This is a genomic window from Kitasatospora albolonga, assembly GCA_002082585.1.
In the GTDB taxonomy this organism is placed as follows: domain Bacteria; phylum Actinomycetota; class Actinomycetes; order Streptomycetales; family Streptomycetaceae; genus Streptomyces; species Streptomyces stephensoniae.
Window position 1 is genome coordinate 5,923,438 of sequence record CP020563.1, and the last position, 20,099, is coordinate 5,943,536.

14 protein-coding genes and 2 pseudogenes are annotated in these 20,099 nt (G+C 72.7%); 6 read left to right on the forward strand and 10 right to left on the reverse strand.

Annotated elements, in window-relative coordinates; genetic code table 11:
* Positions 1–68 precede the first annotated feature (68 nt).
* Positions 69–1,514, reverse strand: a complete 1,446-nt coding sequence (locus B7C62_26350) for an arginine-ornithine antiporter (GenBank protein ID ARF75377.1) — start codon at positions 1,512–1,514, stop codon at positions 69–71.
* A 241-nt stretch (positions 1,515–1,755) separates the two neighbouring features.
* Between B7C62_26350 and B7C62_26355 the strand changes: the two genes are divergently transcribed.
* The 3 genes and pseudogenes from B7C62_26355 to B7C62_26365 all read left to right on the forward strand — a co-directional run bounded on the left by B7C62_26355 (position 1,756) and on the right by B7C62_26365 (position 5,193).
* Positions 1,756–2,901, forward strand: coding sequence for a TetR family transcriptional regulator (locus B7C62_26355; protein ARF75378.1), 1,146 nt, complete (start codon positions 1,756–1,758; stop codon positions 2,899–2,901).
* A 9-nt stretch (positions 2,902–2,910) separates the two neighbouring features.
* Positions 2,911–3,155 (forward strand): annotated as a pseudogene (locus tag B7C62_26360) (histidine phosphatase family protein).
* Between the two features lie 190 nt (positions 3,156–3,345).
* Positions 3,346–5,193, forward strand: a complete 1,848-nt coding sequence (locus B7C62_26365; GenBank protein ARF75379.1) for a thiol:disulfide interchange protein — start codon at positions 3,346–3,348, stop codon at positions 5,191–5,193.
* A 55-nt stretch (positions 5,194–5,248) separates the two neighbouring features.
* Here the strand turns inward: B7C62_26365 and B7C62_26370 are convergent, their stop codons facing one another.
* Entirely contained in the window at positions 5,249–6,121 is an 873-nt protein-coding gene (locus B7C62_26370) for a hypothetical protein (GenBank protein ID ARF75380.1), read from the reverse strand.
* Between the two features lie 371 nt (positions 6,122–6,492).
* Positions 6,493–7,674 (reverse strand): serine hydrolase, encoded by a 1,182-nt coding sequence (locus B7C62_26375; protein ARF75381.1) that lies wholly within the window; start codon positions 7,672–7,674, stop codon positions 6,493–6,495.
* Between the two features lie 475 nt (positions 7,675–8,149).
* Between B7C62_26375 and B7C62_26380 the strand changes: the two genes are divergently transcribed.
* Together B7C62_26380 and B7C62_26385 are read left to right on the forward strand one after the other, a co-directional pair.
* Positions 8,150–9,319, forward strand: a complete 1,170-nt coding sequence (locus B7C62_26380) for a sensor histidine kinase (GenBank protein ARF75382.1) — start codon at positions 8,150–8,152, stop codon at positions 9,317–9,319.
* Entirely contained in the window at positions 9,307–9,951 is a 645-nt protein-coding gene (locus B7C62_26385; GenBank protein ARF75383.1) for a DNA-binding response regulator, read from the forward strand. Before B7C62_26380 ends, B7C62_26385 begins: the two co-directional genes overlap by 13 nt.
* 35 nt (positions 9,952–9,986) lie before the next feature.
* Here B7C62_26385 and B7C62_26390 read toward each other — a convergent pair whose 3' ends face one another.
* The 4 genes from B7C62_26390 to B7C62_26405 all read right to left on the reverse strand — a co-directional run bounded on the left by B7C62_26390 (position 9,987) and on the right by B7C62_26405 (position 15,544).
* Positions 9,987–12,587 carry an ABC transporter permease gene (locus B7C62_26390; protein ARF75384.1) on the reverse strand — a complete coding sequence of 867 codons (2,601 nt, stop codon included), beginning with the start codon at positions 12,585–12,587 and terminating at the stop codon, positions 9,987–9,989.
* Positions 12,584–13,474 (reverse strand): ABC transporter ATP-binding protein, encoded by an 891-nt coding sequence (locus B7C62_26395; GenBank protein ID ARF75385.1) that lies wholly within the window; start codon positions 13,472–13,474, stop codon positions 12,584–12,586. The genes B7C62_26390 and B7C62_26395 overlap by 4 nt, the downstream gene beginning before the upstream one ends.
* A gap of 188 nt (positions 13,475–13,662) precedes the next feature.
* Positions 13,663–14,736, reverse strand: a complete 1,074-nt coding sequence (locus tag B7C62_26400; protein ARF75386.1) for an alkene reductase — start codon at positions 14,734–14,736, stop codon at positions 13,663–13,665.
* Between the two features lie 136 nt (positions 14,737–14,872).
* Positions 14,873–15,544, reverse strand: coding sequence for a short-chain dehydrogenase (locus tag B7C62_26405; GenBank protein ARF75387.1), 672 nt, complete (start codon positions 15,542–15,544; stop codon positions 14,873–14,875).
* Between the two features lie 111 nt (positions 15,545–15,655).
* Between B7C62_26405 and B7C62_26410 the strand changes: the two genes are divergently transcribed.
* Positions 15,656–16,594: an AraC family transcriptional regulator gene (locus B7C62_26410; GenBank protein ARF75388.1), complete on the forward strand. Its 939-nt coding sequence runs from the start codon at positions 15,656–15,658 to the stop codon at positions 16,592–16,594.
* A 108-nt stretch (positions 16,595–16,702) separates the two neighbouring features.
* Here the strand turns inward: B7C62_26410 and B7C62_26415 are convergent.
* The 3 genes and pseudogenes from B7C62_26415 to B7C62_26425 all read right to left on the reverse strand — a co-directional run bounded on the left by B7C62_26415 (position 16,703) and on the right by B7C62_26425 (position 20,080).
* Positions 16,703–17,066 (reverse strand): annotated as a pseudogene (locus tag B7C62_26415) (hypothetical protein).
* 196 nt (positions 17,067–17,262) lie between these two features.
* Positions 17,263–18,648, reverse strand: coding sequence for an L-serine ammonia-lyase (locus tag B7C62_26420; protein ID ARF75389.1), 1,386 nt, complete (start codon positions 18,646–18,648; stop codon positions 17,263–17,265).
* 172 nt (positions 18,649–18,820) lie between these two features.
* Positions 18,821–20,080: a serine hydroxymethyltransferase gene (locus B7C62_26425; GenBank protein ID ARF75390.1), complete on the reverse strand. Its 1,260-nt coding sequence runs from the start codon at positions 20,078–20,080 to the stop codon at positions 18,821–18,823.
* Positions 20,081–20,099 lie beyond the last annotated feature (19 nt).

Below are 20,099 nucleotides of genomic sequence, written 5' to 3' on the forward strand. Positions count from 1 at the left end.
TCGCTCGACTGACGACTCACTCGACGGATGACTGGCTCGACGGACGACAGGTTTCTTCCGGGCGGGACTCAGAGCTCGATCCACCCCACGGCCAGCGCCGCGACGCCGACCGCCGCACCGGCCACCGTCACCGCGCAGATGACCGCCTCGCCCGGCGAGAACAGCCGACGCCCCTGCTCCCGGCGGGACTTGACGAAGAGGAAGGTGGCCGGGGCGTAGAGGATGAAGGAGACGAGGACGAACTTCAGCCCGGCCGCGTACAGCAGGAACGCGGTGTAGAGCGTCGCCACCACGGCGACGACCAGTTCGCGCCGGGTGGAGCGCCCCACCGCGCCCCAGCGCTCCGGCCGCGCCGCGACCTTCAGGGCGAAGGCGGCGGCCAGCAGGAAGGGGATCAGGCTGAGGGCGCTGGTCAGATCGAGGGCGAAGGTGAAGGCATCGGCGGAGAAGAGCGTCACGACGAGGACGACCTGGCTGAGGCAGGTCGTCAGGAGCAGCGCGTTCTCGGGTACGTCCCCCGCCGCCGACCGCCCCAGGAAGCGCGGCATGTCCTTGTCCTTGGCGGCGACGAAGAGGACCTCGGCGGCCATCAGGGTCCAGGCGAGGTAGGCGCCGAGCACCGAGACGATGAGCCCGACGCTGATGAAGACCTGCCCCCAGGTGCCGACCGCCGACTCCAGCACCCCGGCCATCGAGGGCTGCCGCAGCTCGGCGATCTCGGCCATCGGGAGGAGCCCGTAACTGACGATCGTGACGGAGGCGAAGACGGCGAACACGCTCAGGAACCCCAGGACCGTGGCCCGGCCGACGTCTTCGCGCCGCTTGGCGTGGCGCGAATAGACGCTGGCCCCCTCCACGCCGAGGAAGACGAAGACGGTGGCGAGCATGGTCCCGCGCACCTGGCCGAAGAGGGAGCCCGCGTAGTCGGTCCCGGAGAAGTTGCCCGCGAAGACGGACGGCTCGAAGTAGAACAGGGCCAGGATCACGAAGAAGACGATGGGCACGATCTTCGCCACGGTGACGATGCGGTTGATCGCCGCCGCTTCCTTCACCCCTCGCCGGATCAGCAGGAAGAACCCCCACAGCCCGACGGAGGAGACCACCACGGCCGTCACGGTGTCACCGTCCCCGAGCACCGGCGCCACCGCGCCGACCGTCGACATGATGAGCACCCAGTAGGTGACGTTCCCGACGCAGGCGCTGGCCCAGTAGCCGAAGGCGGAGAAGAAGCCGAGGTACTCCCCGAACCCCGCTTTCGCGTACGCGTACACGCCCGCGTCCAGGTCCGGCCGCCGTACGGCCAGCGCCTGGAAGACGAAGGCCAGCATCAGCATCCCGGTCCCGGCGACCGCCCACGCGATCAGCGCCCCCGCGACCCCGGTCTCCTGCGCGAAGCGCCGCGGCAGCGAGAACACCCCGGCACCGACCATCGAGCCGACGACCATCGCGGTGAGCGTCAGCAGGGTCAGCTTGGCGGCCGGCCGGGCGACGGCCTCCGAACCGGTGTGGGTCATGGCGTTCCCCTGTCGACGCGGTCATCGGCCAAAGGGGAAAGCTAGCAACTTTACGCAGGATTTCCCTCCATATCGCCACAACAGAAAACGGCGCCTCCGGGCAGGCGCACAGCACTCCCACCCGGCTTCTCGAATGATGCAAACATCTGGATGCCCTAGGTATCATGAAGGTGGACACACGAGGCGAAGCACCGAGCACGGAGTACCGCGGAATGGCACGGAACACGGACGGGGGGAGACGATGGCGAGGCTGACCCGCGCACAGCAGCAGGAGCGGACCCGGGCGGAGGTGCTGGTCGCGGCCCGGCAGGAGTTCGCCGAGTACGGCTACGCCGACGCCAAGGTCGACCGGATCGCCGACCGGGCCGAACTGACCAGGGGAGCGGTCTACTCCAACTTCACCGGCAAGCGCGCGCTCTACCTCGCGGTGCTCGCCGACGCCGCCGAAGAGACCCTGCGCCGCGCCGAACCGCCCCTGGAATCACCCGGATCGGCCGGAGCCGCACTCGGTGCGTTCGCCCGGGTCTGGCTGGAGCGGCTGCCCTTCGCGGGGGACACGCCCGGCAGCGGGCACCTCCAGCTGCGCTCACTGGCCGGAGTGCTGGACGCCGGACCGGCCGGAGCCGCCCTGGCCGAACTCGTACGGCTCGAAGCCCTGTTGCTCGCCCTCTCCCTCGAACCGCGCACCGGGCTCCGCACCCGGCCGGTGCGCCTGGCCGAGCTGACGCTGACCCTGCTGCACGGCGCGGCCGCCCTCGCGGAGAGCGCCCCCGGGACCGGCGACCCGTTCGCCCTGGCCCGCGCCGCCGAGCATCTGGCCGCCCTCGGCCCCGTCGACGACGCGCCCCCGCCCCACCTGCCCTTCGTCGCCCCGGCCCGCCCGGTGCGGGAGGAGTGGGCGGCGCCCCGGGGGCTGCGCGACGAGGTCACCGGCCGTCAGGCCGCCCTGGACGAGGACGGTGTGGTGGTCGTGCTGGGCGTGGCACGGCTCTCGGCGGCCGAGGAGGCGTTGCGCTCGGCGCGACCGCACGACGCGGTGACCCTCGTCGTCGTGACGAGCGACCCCGCCGAGCTCGGCAGGCTGGCCCGGCTCCGGATCACCGATCTGGTCGGCTGCCTGCGCCGGGTCTTCGCGCCCGCCGAACTCCCGCGGCTGCGCATCGTGTTGGACGACACCGGTACGGTCGCGGAGGCCGTCGGCGGGCTCCCGGCCGCCGACCGCACCGAGGCCGCGATCCGGGTCCGGGACGGGCTGATCGTGGCCCGCGCGGACGGCCGGGGCGCCGGCCACGCGGCGGCCGACCACAGCCCCGACGAGGCCGACGCACGCCCTGACAACCAGTCCCCGCCACCCCTCGGCACCCCCCGGGGTACGGCGCCCCGGTAGCCCCGGCGCATGGCCACCCGCCGTCTCCACCTGGCCCGCCACGGCGAGGCGGACGCGTTCGGCGAGCTCACCGGCACGGGGCACCGGCAGGCGGACCTGCTGGGCGAACGGCTCGCCGGACTGCCGGTCGACACGGTGTGTGGCACTCGCTGCTGCCCCGCGCCGCCGCGAGCGCCCGGACGACCGCAGAGCACCTGCTGGGCGTGCCGGTGACGGAGGCGCCCGAACTGATCGACCACGTACGGTATATACCGCACATAACATGCGTACCGGACGCGGACGAGATGCCCCGTCCCGGCCCGGCCTGGACAGCGCGAACACGGGGCTCACGGCTTCCTTTCCGCTTCCCTTCACCTCGCTCCGGCCAATCCGGATCTTCCGCCGCGACGAATAGCTGTTGGAGGATGCGCGCGCCCGCCGCACTCCGGACGGAAGGTGACCGGCATGCTCACGTTGGCCTTGATCGGATTGCTGGGAGGGCTGATCACCGCGGTATCGCCCTGCATCCTGCCCGTCCTCCCCGTGGTGTTCCTGGCCGGCGGAACCGGCGGCAAGGGGGACGGCCGTACGAAGCCCGGCGCCACGACCGGGGCACCGGACGCGGGGCCCGCTCCGCCGCGGAGGGGTGCGGCGGGCGGCCCCGCGGTACGGACCGCACCCGCCCAGGACCCGGCCGCTCCGGAGGCACCCGCTCCGGACCCGGCCGGGGCCGTACGGGCGCCGCGCAACCGGCGCCCGTACGCCGTGGTCGCCGGGCTGGTCGTCAGCTTCGCCTTCTTCACCCTGCTCGGCGTGACGATCATCTCCGCACTCGGACTGCCCCAGGACATCCTGCGCTACACCGGCCTGGGCCTGCTCGTGCTCATCGGGCTCGGTCTGATCCTCCCGCCCGTCGAACGCGTACTGGAGAAGCCCTTCGCCCGTATCCCGCAGCGCCAGGTCAACAAGGAGGGCAGCGCCTTCGCCCTGGGCCTGGGACTGGGCCTGCTGTACGTCCCCTGCGCCGGTCCCGTTCTCGCCGCGATCACCGTCGCCGGGGCGCGGGGCGAGATCAGCGCCGACATCGTGGTGCTGACCCTGTCCTTCGCCGTCGGCACCGCCGTACCCCTCCTGGCCTTCGCCCTGGCCGGACGCAGGGTCGCCGAGCGGGTCGCCGCGTTCCGCAGGCGCGCCCGGGGGCTCCGCATCGTCGCCGGTTCCCTGATGATCGTGCTCGCCCTCGGCCTCGCCTTCGACGTCACCGCCGCCATCCAGCGGACCCTGCCGGACTACACCTCCGGCGTCCAGAGGAAGATCGAGGACAGCGACGCCGCCAGGCAGCAGCTCTCCGGGCTCTACGACGACTCCAACAAGGAGCTCTCCCGCTGCGAGGACGGCGCCGACGAACTCCGTGCGTGCGGACAGGCCCCACCGCTCGAAGGCATCGACGGCTGGCTCAACACCCCCGGCAACCGGCCCGTCGACCTCAAGAGCCTGCGCGGCAAGGTCACCCTGATCGACTTCTGGACGTACTCCTGCATCAACTGCCAGCGCGCGGTGCCCCATCTGCAGGACTGGGAACGCGCCTACGAGGATGCCGGACTGCGCATCATCGGCGTCCACTCACCCGAGTTCGCCTTCGAGAAGAAGCGTGACAACGTCGTCTCCGGGGCCAGGAAGCTCGGCGTGACCTGGCCCGTCGCCCTCGACAACGACCTCACCACCTGGGACAACTACCGCAACCGCTTCTGGCCCGCCAAGTACCTCATCGACGCCGAAGGCACCGTCCGCTACTTCAAGTTCGGCGAAGGCGACTACGACAAGACCGAGAAGATGATCCGGGAACTGCTCCGCCAGGCGGACCCCACCGTCGCTCTCCCCGAGCCGACCGGCCGCGCGATGGACGACCTGACCACCGGCCGGACCCCCGAGACCTACCTCAGCAACCTGCGCATCCGCGGCTACGTCGGCACCCCCCTGGTGGACGACAAGCCCGCCGTCTACCGCTTCCCCCGCGAGCCCCTGCCCCTCAACAAGCTCTCGCTCGACGGCACATGGACCGCCGGTTACGAGCACTTCACCGCGGGCCCCGACGCCCGCCTCGCCTTCACCTACCGTGCCAAGAACGCCAACCTGGTCCTCGCCGGTACCGGAAAGGTCACCGTCGTCGTGGACGGCAAGGCCACCAGGACGATCGATGTGTCCGGCTCCCCGGCCCTGTACCGCCTGACCGACGACAAGGACCCGCGCACCGCCCGTCTCGAACTCCGCCTGGACGAGGGACTGGAGGCGTACGCGTTCACCTTCGGGTAGAGCCGGAGGTGGGCCGCCGGAGGGTCCGGCGGCCCACCGCACAGCGGGCTGTGGCTCAGTGCTGGTCGAGCGGCAGGGCGAGGTCGGTGACCTGGTGGGCCCGGGGGAAGGCGCCGAGGTCGCGGGCGGCGCCGGTGAGCACGTCGACCGCGTACAGGCGGGCGGCACCGGCCGTGTTGAGGGTGGCGAAGCCGTGGTTGGTGCCGTGCTTCGGCGAGAAGTAGATGTCGAACCCGGCGTCCGGGCCCGCGTCCACGCCGAGGTTCCCGGTCGGGGCGAGGGTGCCGGCGTTGGCGGGCGACTGGAGGGAGACGCGGTCGGCCAGGGTGTCGATGTCGAACAGGGTGGTCGCGGTGGCCGGGTCGAGGTCGTTGTTGGTGTAGGCGGCGCCGGTGACACCCATGGCGGTGGAGGGCGGCATGGTGGGGTTGGTGAGGGTGCCGTCAGCGATGGTCCCCAGGGGAGCGGCGCCGTCGTCGATGTTGTGCCGCAGGTTCTGCCCGGTATCACTGATGACGCGGAGCCGGTTGGCGGCGGGGTTGAAGTCGACGCCGAACCGCTTGCCGGAGAGGGCGACGGTGAGCCGGGAGACCTTCAGGGCCTTGGCGTCGGCGGTGTTCAGGGTGTAGACACCGCCCTTGTCGCCGACTCCGTACAGCTTCCCGTTCTGGACACGGAAGTCGATCCCGACGACCTTGGTGTCACCGCGCAGCCCGGACACCTTCCCGATGGCCGTGGTCCTGGCGGGCCGGTCGACGGCGAACGCGACCAGGCGCTGGTCGGCGGTCAGCCCGATGGCGGTGAGCGCATTGTGCCCTCGGTGGTTCATGGCGGGCCCGTCATGGCCGCCCGCGGACGCGAGGGCCGGAGCGGCCAGGGCCGCGACCACGGCGACGGAGGCGGCGACGACGGTTCTGCGTGTACGCATGATGCTCCAGGGGAAGTACGGTGCCCCGCCCGCAGGTACGGGCGGGTTCGCGACGGGTTCGGAGCACAGAGGTGTACGGATGGGCGGAAACCCGGAAAGTCACCTCATTGGAGTCATCGAGCGTGGAGTCATCGAACGTGGAGTCACCGAACCGGGAGGGGAGAGGGCGCGGTGACCATGGAGGCCGCTGCGGACGGCATCACCGGCGTGGTCATCCCCGGCTGCGGCCACTTTTCCGGCCGAGGAGGCTCCGCGGGAACCGCTGTCAGCGCTGCGGCCCTTCCTCGCGCCCTGTCGGACCAAGGCGGTTCCGCCTCCGCGAGCGTCAGCCCCTGAGCACGTCTCGGTGTGCGGAGAGGCACCCAGACGCCTCAGTTGCAGAACGCGGTGTCCGTCGCGGCCATGACCGCCTTCGCGCTCTTCTCCGCGTCGCTGAAGGTTCCCGGGAGCGCGGTCACCGCCAGGCCGACCGAGCGGCCGTCGTCGGTGGCGCCGCCCCGGGTCTCGTAGCCGTCGATGTCGCCGCCGTGCCCCCAGTACTCGCCGCCGCAGCTCAGCGGGATGCTGAAGACGCCGAGACCGTAGCGCCATCCGGGCATGAGCGGCGCGTCGACCGTCCTGCGCATCTCGGCCAGTTGCCCGGGTGCGAGGAGCTTCCCGTCGAGGAGCAGGCGGGCGAACTTCGCGAGGTCGCTCGGTGTGGAGATCATCTGGCCGGCGGCTCCGCCCCAGGAGGGGTCCATCCGCGTGGCGTCGATGACCTTGCCGTTCTCCAGGCTGCTGAGCGCGTAGCCCCGGGCATGGGGCTTCGGGACGGTCCGGTCGCCGGGCTGCGGCCAGGAGGTGTGGCGCAGCCCCGCCTTCCGGATCACGCGCTCGGTGATCTGCTCCTGCACGGGCCGTCCGGTGACCTTCTCGATCAGCATGCCCGCCAGCAGGTAGTTGGTGTTGCTGTACCCCCACTTGGCGCCGGGCGCGAAGTCCGCCGGGTGGGCCAGGGCCGCGGTGAGCAGATCGTGCGGATGGAAGAACGTGTGCTGGACCTTCGCGAAGTTCTCCAGGCCGATGTGTTCGGTGTAGTTGGGAAGGCCGCTGGTGTGCTGCAGCAGCTGCCGGACGGTGATCTTCCCGCCGTCGATGCCCTCACCCCGTACCACTCCGGGAAGGTATGTCTCGATGGGCTCGTCCAGGGCGACCTTGCCCTCGGCCACCAGTTGCAGGACCACGACCGCGGTGAACGTCTTGGTGTTGCTGCCGGCCCGTACGTAACCGTCGCGCGGGACCGGAACCTGTTCGTCCAGCCGCGCGGACCCGGAGACCGGCGAGGAGGTACGGCCGTCCTTGCGCACCCACGCGAACGCGGCGGGGAACTTGTCCTCGCTCACCAACGCGTCGAGGCTCTCCTGCAGAGCTGTGCTCCCGCCCGCTCGTGCGGCCGCCTCCCGTGGCGTGTCCGCCACGGCGGCGATCGTGGTGGCGGCTCCCACCAGACTCACCGCCGCGACGACCAGCATGCCCTTGCGCAGCCTTGAAACGGTCTTCGCGCGTACCATCACGACTCCCTCAGATTCGGTGTTGCCGGTCGGGCTTCCCCGCGATCCCCCAGGCCGTGGAATCGAGCGTGGCGATCTCGTGGTCCGCACGGACTCGCGCCATCCTGGCGGGGTTTGTTCCAGCGGGCCGGAGGCTCAGAAGCTCTGCGGGCTCTTCTCGCGCAGCAGCCACAGCGTGAACGCCGATCCCAGGAAGATCAGCCCGGACGCGACGCTGAGTGCCACCTGCGTCGGTCCGGACCACAACAGGCTCGTCGCCACGTTGAAGAGGAGCGAGCAGACGAGCACGAACCAGAGCAGGGCCTTCATGGGGAGCTCCCGGGGGCGAGTGGGTGACGCGGTGCGTCCTGATGCCTCCATCCTGGTCGCCGCACCCCGCGCCGCGGCAGGGCACCCACTCGTCGGTGCGTGGTGTAGCAGGCTCCACCTCGCGGGCCCGTCCCTGTCGCCTAGGCTGGTCGCCATGGAACAGGCGGTGGGCAGGGCCTGGCGGGCGACCCGGCATCTCGTCGTCGGCTTCGGGCTCAGCTGTGCCTGTCTCTTCCTGGTCGCCCTGTTCCTCATCGGGCTGATGGCGACCGCCCTCGTGGTCGGTGCGGGGATGCTGCCCGAGACCGTGCTGACCGTGCGGCGGTTCGCGGGCTTCGAGCGGCGGCGGGTGGGCGCCTGGACGGGCGTCGAGGTGCCCGAGGCGTACGCCACCTTGACCGGGACGGTCGTCGAGCGGCTGCGCGGCGCGGCCGACGACCCCGGCACCCTGCGCGATCTGCGCTGGGTCGGGGCCCAGTTGGTGTACGGGATCGTCCTGTTCTGCGTCGCGCTGGTCGTCTGGGTGCCCGCGATCGTGGTCGACGGACTGTGGTGCGGGGCGCTCGGCCGGCCCCCGGTCCTCCTGCCCCTGCTCACCCGTATCGCCGATCTCGAATGCGTGTGGTCCAGAGCCCTCCTGACGCCTTCGCCGCAGGCCCGCCTCGCCCGCCGGGTCGAGCAGCTCACCGAGACCCGGGCCGGCGCGGTCGCCGCGCACGGCGCCGAGCTGCGGCGCATCGAACGCGATCTGCACGACGGCACCCAGGCCCGCCTGGTCTCCCTGTCGATGCGCATCGGGCTCGCCAAACGGGCCTACGACACCGATCCCGCGACCGGCCGCGCCCTGCTCGACGAGGCGCAGACGCAGGCGGAGGAGGCGCTCACCGAGCTGCGGCACGTGGTGCGCGGCATCCACCCGCCCGTCCTCACCGACCGGGGCCTGGAGGGCGCGGTGCGTGCGCTCGCCGCGAGCAGCGGTCTGGACGTCGAGGTGAGCGTCGGCGGCACGGACGACGGGACGCGGGCCCCCGCCGCCGTGGAGGCCGCCGCCTACTTCGTGGTGGCCGAGGCGCTCACCAACGCGGCCAGGCACAGCGGCGCCGAGCGGGCGTCGGTCACGCTGACCCGGACGCCGCGGCTGGTCCGCGTCCGGGTCCACGACGAGGGCCGCGGCGGCGCCGAGGAGGCCCTCACCGGCACCGACCCCGAACAGCCGCGCGGCACCGGTCTGATCGGCATCCGCCGCCGGGTCGCCGCCCTGGACGGAACGGTCCGGGTGGCCAGCCCCGCAGGGGGTCCGACCGATATCGAAGTGGAGCTGCCGTGCGCGTGGTGATCGCCGAGGACAACGCCCTGTTGCGGGAGGGCCTGGTCCTCCTGCTGCGCTCCTCGGGCCATGAGGTGGCGGGCGTCGCCGCGACCGGGCCCGAGATTCTGCCCCTGCTGCTCGACCAGCGGCCGGACGCCGCCGTGCTCGACGTACGGATGCCGCCCGACTTCCGTGACGAGGGACTGCGCGCAGCCCTCGCCGCCCGCGAGCAGCTGCCCGGCCTTCCGGTGCTCGTCCTCTCCCAGTACGTCGAGGAGACCTACGCGGCCGAACTCCTCGGCGGCGGGGCGCGGGGCGTCGGCTATCTGCTCAAGGACCGGGTGGGCCGGGTCGACGAGTTCCTCGACGCGCTCGGCCGGGTCGCCGACGGGGGCACGGTGCTCGACCCCGAGGTCGTCACCGAGCTGATGTCCCGGCGGCGCCGGGACGATCCCCTGGCCGCCCTCACCCCGCGCGAGCGCGAGGTGCTGCACCTGATGGCCGAGGGGCATGACAACGCGATGATCGCCAAGTCCCTCGTGGTGACGGAGCGTTCGGTGCACAAGCACATCGGCAACGTCTTCACCAAGCTCGAACTGCCGCCCAGCGACAGCGGGCACCGCAGGGTGCGGGCCGTGCTCGCCTATCTCAACGCCTGAACGGGGCACCGGGCCCGGGCGGCTCCGCGGTGCGGTCACCGCAGGGCCCTCCGGGCCGGGAGCAGTGTCCCCGCGGTCGCCGCCACCGCGACCACACCGACGATCAACAGCCCCTGGAGCGGCGGCAGGTACGGCGTGGTGCGCGCGGTCGCGAAGCTGAAAGCGGCCAGCGGGACGGCCGCCACCCCCGCCCCCACGGCCAGTCCGGTCACCGCGATCAGGGCGGCCTCGGCGCAGAGCATCCCGCGCAGCTGGGACCGGCCCGCGCCGACCAGCCGCAGGAGCCGCAGGGCCGGATGGCGCCCGATGCCGATCAGGGTCAGGGTGCTGAGTACGGCGATGACGGTGAACGCCCCGATCGCGGCCACGGCGACACCCGCCAGGATCTCCCCGGCGCGCTGCTCCTCGGCCACGAGGCGTACCGGCGAAGGGTCTTGACGTAGCGTCATATCGGCCGGGCCGCCGCGTGCCTGGGCGCCCGCGCTCGCGGTATCGGCGGCGAGCCGTCCCGTCAGGCGGGCGCCCAGGTCGGACGGGTCGGTTCCCGGGGTGGCCGCGATCAGCACCTCGGTGCTGCGCGGTGCGGTCAGGTGTGCGGCCAACTCGTCGCGTGCGAAGAGGAATTCACCCAGAGCCAGGGAGCGCTCGTGCACGGCCGCCACGCGCGGGGAGCGCTCCGTGCCGTCGCCGAAGCGGAGCCGGACGCGGTCGCCCGGACGCAGGTCCATCGACCTGGCCCGGTCCCGGCCGACCGACACCGTACCCGGGCCGAGATCCGCGAACGAGCCCTCGACGAGCCCCGGGTCCAGGGTGTGCGGCAGGCCGTCCGGGGTGACCCCGAGGACCGGCAGGCGTTCGAGGACCGGCGAGCCCGCCTCGCGTCCGGCCAGGACCACCGTGCCGCGCAGGACGTCGTTGACGGCGGCGACCCCGGGAGTGCCCCGGAGGCGGTCGAGGGCGCCGGGCGGCAGACCGTCACCGGTGGCCGTCACGGCCAGGTCCGCCCGCATCGCCGCCACCGCCTGCCCGTCCCCGGCCCGCGACAGGGTCGCACCCGCCGTGAGCTGCACCAGGACGAAGGCGGTGACCAGGACGACGGGGGTGATCGCCGCCCCCAGCCTGCGGGCGCCTGCCGCGCACTCGGCCGCCGCCAGCCGCCCCGCGGGACCGCCGAAGCGCCGCAGCGGGACGGCCGCCACCCGAATCGCGCCGCGGGCGATCCACGGACCGAGCACCGCACAGCCGACGACCATCGTGAGCGCTGCCGCACTCGCCGCGGCGGCCGCCGCCGCGCCGCTCTGCAGGGCCGCCGTCCCGGCCGCGCTGACGCCGAGGGCCAGCAGGACCAGGCCGGTGATCCGCCGGGCCGGGCGCTCCCTCACCGGTTCGGCGGCCGTTGCCCCGAGGGCCGCCGCGGGCCGGGCCCGGGCAATGGGCTCGCAGCCGAGGAACGCGGTCAGGCGGGCGATGCCCACGGTCAGGCCCGCCGTCACCAGGACACCCGCGAACAGCCAGGCGGGTGTGGCCGGTTCGAACCCCGACGGCAGAGCGCCGCCGGACCGCAGCAGGCCGAGCAGGCCGAAGCACACCGGCACCGAGGCGACCGCCCCGAGCAGCGCGGGACCCACCGAGACCCGCAGGACCTCCCGGCCGACGGCGGCGCGCAATTGCCGTGGCGCGGCGCCGACGGCCCGGAGCAGCGCCAGTTCGCCCGCCCGCTGGCGCAGGGCCTGCGCCACCAGGGAGGCGATGACCAGAACCGCGATCAGGACCACGGTTCCCGCGACGGCTCCGTACATCGCGAGCAGCGCCGACCGCGCCGGGGCCGCCGCCAACTGCTCGGCGGCGCCCCGGTCGTCTCCGGTGAACACCCGCAGGGCGGTGGCATCGTCGGCCGCCCGTACCTCCGCCAGGGCGTCCCGCACCCCGGCCCGGTCGAGGGCGGCCCTGACCCGAACCTGCAACTCGGCGGTTTCCACGCCCGGTTCGGCCAGCAAGCCGATGGCGTCCACGGTGCCGGGATGCCCGGCGAGACGGCGCGCCTCGCCTGCCGTGAAGTGCACGGCGTCCCGGCCGTCCGCGACACCGACCACCGTGAACGTGCGAGCCGCCCCGCCCACCCGCAGGCGCACACGGTCGCCGGGCGAGGCCCCGTGCCCGGCGGACACGACCACCTCGTCCGCCGCACCGGGCGCACGTCCTGTCCGCAGGGCGTACGGCGCGAGCCGGGCGGCCTCCCACGAACTGCCCCGCAAAGCAGCGCCATGGGCGCTCTCCGCAGTCACCGGGAACGTGCTGTCGGGCACGGCCGCCCGTACGCCGTCCACCTTCCGCAGCAGGCCGACGGTGTGCCACGGCACCCGGACCCGCTCGGTGAGGGCCGCCTCGGCGGTCTCCGGCCCGCCGCCCCACGGCTTGGCCCGGTAGCGGGTCGTCTGGTCGGCGGCCACCACGGCGTCGGCGGCCGCGTAGCGCTCCACGCGCGCGTGGCCGAGCGCCGTGGCGCCGACGGTCAGGGCGAAGGCGCCGAGCAGCAGCGAGACGAGCGCGAGCGCGACGACGACCGCCGACCACGCCGTACGGTGTGTCCGCCGTGCCCGCGCGGCCAGCAGGGCGGCTGCCGGTGCGGTGCTCACCGCGGGTTCCGCTCGTACCGTGCGGCGGCGGGGCCGCGGTGGGCGCGGGCGCCGGGCTCGTAAGGCAACGGGTCCGGCGGCAGGTGCGGCCACCCGTCCGGCACCTCGTGGGGCCCGCGTCCCAGTTCGTGCAGCAGGGCGCGTACGGTCCCGGCGCGTGGTGCCACCTCGTGGGCGGCGACCCGCCCCGCGTGCAGGAACACCGCCTCGTCCGCCCAGGCCGCGGCGACCGGATCGTGCGTCACCATCACGACCGTGCGGCCGTCGTCGGCCGCGTGCCGCAGCAGCGCGAGGACCTCGGCGGCGGTGACCGGGTCGAGCGCGCCGGTGGGCTCGTCCGCGAACACCACGTCCGGCTCGGTGACCAGCGCCCTGGCGACCGCCACCCGCTGCCGCTGACCGCCGGAGAGCCGGGCCGGGCGGTCCTCGGCACGGTCGGCGAGACCGACCGCCGCGAGGGCGGCCCGCGCCCGGCCGTCCGCCTCCCGGCCCGCGAGCAGCAGGGGGAGCGCGGCGTTCTCCAGCACGCTCAACGACGGCACCAGGTTCAGGGACTGGAACACGAAGCCCACCCGGTCGCGGCGCAGCCGCGTGAGCGCCGCTTCCCCGAGACCCGCGAGCCCCGTACCGCCGATCCGGACCGTCCCGGACGTCGGCCGGTCCAGGCCCGCCGCGCACTGCAGCAACGTCGACTTTCCCGAACCCGAGCGACCGAGCACGGCGACCATGCGGCCGGCCGGCACCCGCAGGCTCACCCCGTCGAGCGCCGTCACCCCGCCGGGGTACGTACGGCGCACGGTGTCCAGGTCCAGCGCCGGGACCTTGTCCGACGGGCCCTGGTCCCCTGCGAGAGCCTCCGTACCGCTGCGTCGCCCGAACATCTCCACGTCCCTCCGCGATGGATCGCCGACGGACCGACGGAATCCCGGAACTCAGCCGGCTCCCGCCCGGCCTTCACGGCCGGATCGTCCTCAAGGGAAACGCTAGGAATCCGCCGCGGCGGCCACGAGGGAGCAGGCACCTGTCGTGGGGTGGAGTCAGCTCCACCCCGTCCACCGCGCCTGCGGCCCCGCTTTCAGGCTGTGTGCCGGTAGGCCGGGTACGTCAGATAGCCTGCGTCGCCGCCCTGGTAGTACGTGGCCTCGTCCACCGGCGCGATCGGCAGCCCGGTGCGCAGGCGCTCGACCAGGTCGGGGTTGGCCAGGAAGCCCCGGCCGAAGCTGATCAGGTCGGCTCCCAGGCCGAGCCAGTGGTCGGCGTCGGCCCGCCCGACCTGCTTCGGGCCCATCGGGACCGACGGGTTCATGATGAGGGTGCCCGGCCACGCGCGGCGCAGCCCGACCAGGATTCCCTCGTCGGCGGTGGCCTCCAGGTGGACGTAGGCGAGGCCCAGCCCGGCCAGTTCGCTCAGCAACCGCGCGTAGAGCTCGGGCACATCGGATTCCTCGACGCCCCAGAACGCCGCGCCCGGCGAGAGCCGGATGCCGGTCCTGGCGGCGCCCACGGCCTCCACGGTCGCCGCGGCCGCCTCGACGGCGAAGCGGATGCGGTTGGCCACCGGGCCGCCGTAATGGTCGGTGCGCAGGTTGGCGTTCGAGGAGAGGAACTGCGAGATCAGGTAGCCGTTGGCGCCGTGCAGTTCCACGCCGTCGAAACCGGCGTCGACCGCCCGGCGGGCGGCGTCGGCGTACGACCGGGCGTGCTCGGGCACCTCGGCGGTCTCCAGGGCGCGCGGGACCGGCGCGGCCTGGGGGCCGGTGGGCGTGAACACCTCACCGTCGGCCGGGACCGCGGAGGGGCCGACAGGCCGCAGTCCGGTCGTGTCGGAGTGCGAGACGCGTCCTCCGTGCATGAGCTGGGCGAAGATCCGGCCGCCGTTGGCGTGCACGGCAGCCGTCACCGGCCGCCAGGAGGCGACCTGCTCGTCGGTGTGCAGGCCCGGTGTCCCCGGGTTGGACTGTCCGACGGGACTGGGCTGCACGCCCTCGCTCACGATCAGACCGGCGGTGGCCCGCTGGGCGTAGTACGTGGCCATCGAGGGGGTGGCCAGACCGCCTGCGGCGGCTCGGACCCGGGTCATCGGCGCCATCACCACCCGGTTCGGCAGGATCAGGTCGCCGAGCCGATGGCCGTCGAACAACGTCGTCATATCAGGACTCCTTGGTGGGGTGAGGCTGGTGGGGTGAGGACAGGTGGTGATGTGCGCGGTTCCGGGCCGACCGGCGGGCGGGCCCGATGACGCCCGTCCGACGGGATGCGGTCGCCCGGCCGTCCTCGTTCTCGGTTCAGATGCCGAGAGACGCCTTGGTCTCCCTGGTCTCCCGGTCGGCGAGCACCTCGGGCGCGCCCGCCGCGAGGCCGTCGAGAGCGACGGTCACGACGTCGGCCGGGTCGTTCTTGGGGATGTCCCAGCCGGCCATCAGGTCGGTGTCGGTCGAGCTGAGGTGGAGGCCGGTGACCTGGGTGCCCTGCTCGGCGAGTTCCAGGCGTACCCCGTAGGTCATGCTCCACGCGGCCGCCTTGGAGGCGGCGTGGGCGTTGACGCCAGGGAAGGAGAGCCAGGACAGGCGGGAGTCCACGTTGAGGACGGCGCCACCGCCGTTGGTGGCCAGGATCGGCGCGAAGGCGCGGATCATCGCGAGCGGGCCGTAGAAGTTCGTCTCGAACTCCTGCCGGATCGCTGCGAGGTCGCCGGTGACGAAGTCGCTTCCCGTGGCCGCGCCTGCGTTGTTGACCAGCAGTGTCACGTCGGGGGCCGCCGCGGCCGCGGCGGTCACCGCCTCGGGGTCGGTGATGTCGAGCGCCAGGGGAATCGCGCCGGGTACGTCGACGCTCTGCGGATTCCGGGCGGCGGCGTACACCTTCGCGGCGCCTCGGTCGAGCAGCTGCTGGACGAAGTGGCGGCCGATGCCGCGGTTGCCGCCGGTGACGAGTGCGATGCTCCCTCGGATGTCCATGACGTCAACCGTAGGGAGCATGGCTGCGAGCATCAATGACGCATATGCTCAATTTGATATCCGTATGACGCATGCATCCGGCGTGCTGAGCGCTTTGGGCATACTGAGAGCATGGATGCTCTGACGGGACTCATCGACGCGCAGGTGGTGCGCGGTGTGCTCGGCGCGCGGATCGCCGCCGGGGACGACTGGGGGTGGTGGTCGTCCGAGCGGCAGGGGGCCGCGTTCCACGCGGTGACCTCGGGCACCGTGTGGGTCGCCCTCGAGGGCTCCGAACCCCTGCAGCTCCGGGCCGGAGACGTGCTCCTGCTCCCGGGCGGCCGCGCACACGCCCTCGCGGGCGACCCCGAGGCGCTCGCCCGGACCTCACCCGAGCACTCCGACGGCTACACGCTCGACGCCGACGGCACAGTCCGGATGGGACACGGGCAGGCGCACACGCACATCCTCTGCGCGCACTACACGCACGACCCCACGGCCTCCGCGTCCTTTCTGGCGGCGCTGCCCGAGACCGTCCTGCTCCGCGGGCAGGGCGACGGCGGCGGGCTCGCCGAGACCGTCCGCCTCGTGGGCCGCGAGCTGACCGCGCCGCGGCCGGGCGGCCAGGTCGTTCTCGCCCGCCTCGTCGACGTCCTGCTGGTGCAGGCGCTGCGGCACTGGCTCGAACGGGACGACGACGGCCCGGCCTCCCCGCTGCGCGCGCTGCGCGACCCCGTCGTCAGCAAGGCGATGGCCCTGATCGACGCAGAGCCGGGACGTGCCTGGACGGCCACGGAACTCGCCCGGGCGACCGGCGTCTCGCGCGCGACCCTGGCCCGCCGTTTTCCCGAAGCCCTGGGCGAGACGCCCGCCGCCTACCTCACCCGACGGCGCCTGGACCTCTCCGCCCGGCGTCTGCGCGACTCGGACCTCCCGCTGGAGCGGATCGCCCAGGACGTCGGCTACACCTCGGTATACGCCTTCAGCCGCGCGTTCAGCCGCGCACGGGGCCTACCGCCCGGGCGGTTCCGCACCACCTCCCGTACGCTCACAGCCCGCCCGGCTCCCTGACGCCAAGTCAGCCGATCGCTGTACGTACGGTGGTGGCGCGGTTCGGGGGAGGGCCGGGGGGCGTGTGAGTACCGTCCCGGCGTGAGGAAGGCGAGGGGACGTGAGCAGTCAGAGCCGTGTCGGGGTGAGGAAGCCGTCCAGCGTCGCCACGAACCAGGCGGGGTCCTCCTCGGCGACGAAGTGTCCGGTCGGTGCGAACACCTCGCGGACGTCGTCCGCGTAAGGGCGCGGCGCCTTCGCGGTGGTTGCGCCGGAGCGCGCGGTACCCGATGGCCAGCACGGGCATACGCAGGTGGCGACGGGAGAGCAGGCCGAGGTTCTGGTCCAGGGCCTTGGGGACGCCGCGGATGTCGTCGGCCTGGTTCGTCTTCGCGTACCCGTCGTCGGGCCGGTCGCTGGCGCCGGTGCCGCGCAGATCGGGAACGACGACCGTACGCGTACGGGCGAGGCCGGGCCGGGCGAGCCGACGCAGGCGCTCCTCGCCGATCAGGGCGAGCAGGTCGGTGTGCTCGGGCCGCCAGGGCGGCAACCATGACGGCTGCCGACGAGCAGGCCGACGCCGGGCAGAGGTCCAGGGACTTTCCGCCGTGTAAACAGAGAAGGCCCTGGCAGCGCTGAAAGATTGGAAAGCGCTGGTCAGGGCCTATTTGCTCAGTACTCGATTCTGCTCAGCACTCGATGATGTTCACCGCGAGCCCGCCCCGCGCCGTCTCCTTGTACTTGACGCTCATGTCGGCGCCCGTGTCCTTCATCGTCTTGATGACCTTGTCCAGCGAGACCTTGTGGCTGCCGTCGCCCCGCAGCGCCATCTTCGCCGCCGTCACCGCCTTCACCGCCGCCATGCCGTTGCGCTCGATGCACGGGATCTGGACGAGGCCGCCGACCGGGTCGCAGGTCAGGCCCAGGTTGTGTTCCATGCCGATCTCGGCGGCGTTCTCCACCTGCTCGGGGGAGCCGCCCAGGACCTCGGCGAGGGCGCCGGCCGCCATCGAGCAGGCCGAGCCGACCTCGCCCTGGCAGCCGACCTCGGCGCCGGAGATGGAGGCGTTCTCCTTGAAAAGGAGGCCGATCGCACCGGCGGCCAGGAGGAAGCGGACGACGCTGTCCTCCTTCTCCGCCTCGGTGCAGCCGTGGGAGGCGAAGTTCATGTAGTAGTGCAGAACGGCCGGGATGATGCCCGCCGCGCCGTTGGTGGGGGCGGTGACCACGCGGCCGCCCGCCGCGTTCTCCTCGTTGACCGCCATCGCGTAGAGGGTGATCCACTCCATCGCGTGGGCCTGCGGGTCGCCCTCGGCGCGCAGCTGGCGGGCCGAGTTGGCGGCGCGGCGGCGGACCTTGAGGCCGCCGGGGAGGATGCCCTCGCGGGACATGCCGCGCGAGACGCACGCCTGCATGACCCGCCAGATGTCCAGCAGGCCGGAGCGGATCTCCGCCTCCGTGCGCCAGGCCAGCTCGTTCTCCAGCATCATCGAGGAGATGGAGAGGCCGGTCTCGCGGGCCAGGCGCAGCAGCTCGTCGCCCGTACGGAAGGGGTGGCGCAGGACCGTGTCGTCCGGGACGATCGGGTTCTCCCCGGCCACCGCGTCCTCGTCCACCACGAAGCCGCCGCCGACCGAGTAGTACGTCTTCTCCAGGAGCGGGGCGCCCTCGGTGTCGTACGCGAAGATCGTCATGCCGTTGGCGTGGTATGGGAGCGCCTTGCGGCGGTGCAGGATCAGGTCCTCGTCGAAGTCGAAGGCGATCTCGTGCATGTCGAGCAGGTTGATCCGGCCGGTGGAGCGGATCGCCTCGACCCGGGCGTCCGCCGTCTCCACGTCGACCGTCTGCGGGGACTCGCCCTCCAGGCCGAGCAGGACCGCCTTCGGGGTGCCGTGGCCGTGGCCGGTCGCGCCGAGGGAGCCGTACAGCTCGGCGCGTATCGAGGTGGTGTGCGCGAGCAGCCCCTCGTTCTTCAGGCGGCGCGCGAACATCCGGGCGGCCCGCATCGGGCCCACCGTGTGGGAGCTGGACGGGCCGATGCCGACCGAGAAGAGGTCGAAGACCGAGATGGCCACGGGAGGACTCCTTGGGGGGTTGGAAGACGCCGTTGTCTGCCTGGGCGGTGCGGGGACAAGCGGGGCAAGCAGGGTGAAAACTTCGGGCCGGGGGCGCGGAACGGGGCACCGCGCTCACTCTCCTCAGTGTGCGCGGTGCCCCGTCACGATGCGCGGAACCGCAGGCCAGGTGCTACTTCAGGCCGGGGTACAGCGGGAACTTCTCGGCCAGCGCGGCGACACGGGCCTTGAGGTCGTCCGCGTCGTACGACCGCTTGAGGGCGGAGGCGATGATCTCCGCGACCTCCGTGAAGTCCTCGGCGCCGAAGCCGCGGGTGGCCAGCGCCGGGGTGCCGATCCGCAGGCCCGAGGTGACCATCGGGGGGCGCGGGTCGTTCGGGATGGCGTTCCGGTTGACCGTGATGCCCAGCTCGTGGAGCCGGTCCTCGGCCTGCTGGCCGTCCAGCTCGGAGTTGCGCAGGTCGACCAGGACCAGGTGCACGTCGGTGCCGCCGGAGAGGACGGAGACGCCCACCTCGGTGACGTCCGGCTGGACCAGGCGCTCGGCCAGGATGCGGGCGCCGTCCAGGGTGCGCTGCTGGCGCTCCTTGAACTCCTCGCCCGCCGCGATCTTGAACGAGACCGCCTTGGCCGCGATCACGTGCTCCAGCGGACCGCCCTGCTGGCCCGGGAAGACCGCCGAGTTGATCTTCTTGGCGAGCTCCTGGGTGGAGAGGATCACACCGCCGCGCGGACCGCCGAGGGTCTTGTGCGTGGTGGTGGTGACGACGTGGGCGTGCGGCACCGGGTTGGGGTGCAGACCGGCCGCGACCAGGCCCGCGAAGTGCGCCATGTCGACCATGAGGTACGCGCCGACCTCGTCCGCGATCCGGCGGAAGGCGGCGAAGTCCAGCTGGCGCGGGTAGGCGGACCAGCCGGCCACGATCAGCTTCGGCTGGGACTCCTTGGCGAGGCGCTCGACCTCCTCCATGTCCACGAGGCCGCTCTCGTCGACGTGGTAGGGGACCACGTTGTAGAGCTTGCCGGAGAAGTTGATCTTCATGCCGTGGGTCAGGTGACCGCCGTGGGCCAGGTTCAGGCCCATGATCGTGTCGCCCGGCTTCAGCAGCGCGAACATCGCGGCGGCGTTCGCCTGCGCACCGGAGTGCGGCTGGACGTTGGCGGCCTCGGCGCCGAACAGGGCCTTGATCCGGTCGATCGCGATCTGCTCGACCACGTCGACGTGCTCACAGCCACCGTAGTAGCGGCGGCCCGGGTAGCCCTCGGCGTACTTGTTGGTGAGGACGGAGCCCTGCGCCTCCATGACCGCGACCGGAGCGAAGTTCTCCGAGGCGATCATCTCGAGGGTGGACTGCTGACGGTGGAGCTCGGCGTCGACGGCGGCGGCGACGTCCGGGTCCAGCTCGTGGAGGGAGGAGTTCAGAAGCGACATCAGGGGGTCCCTTAAGGTC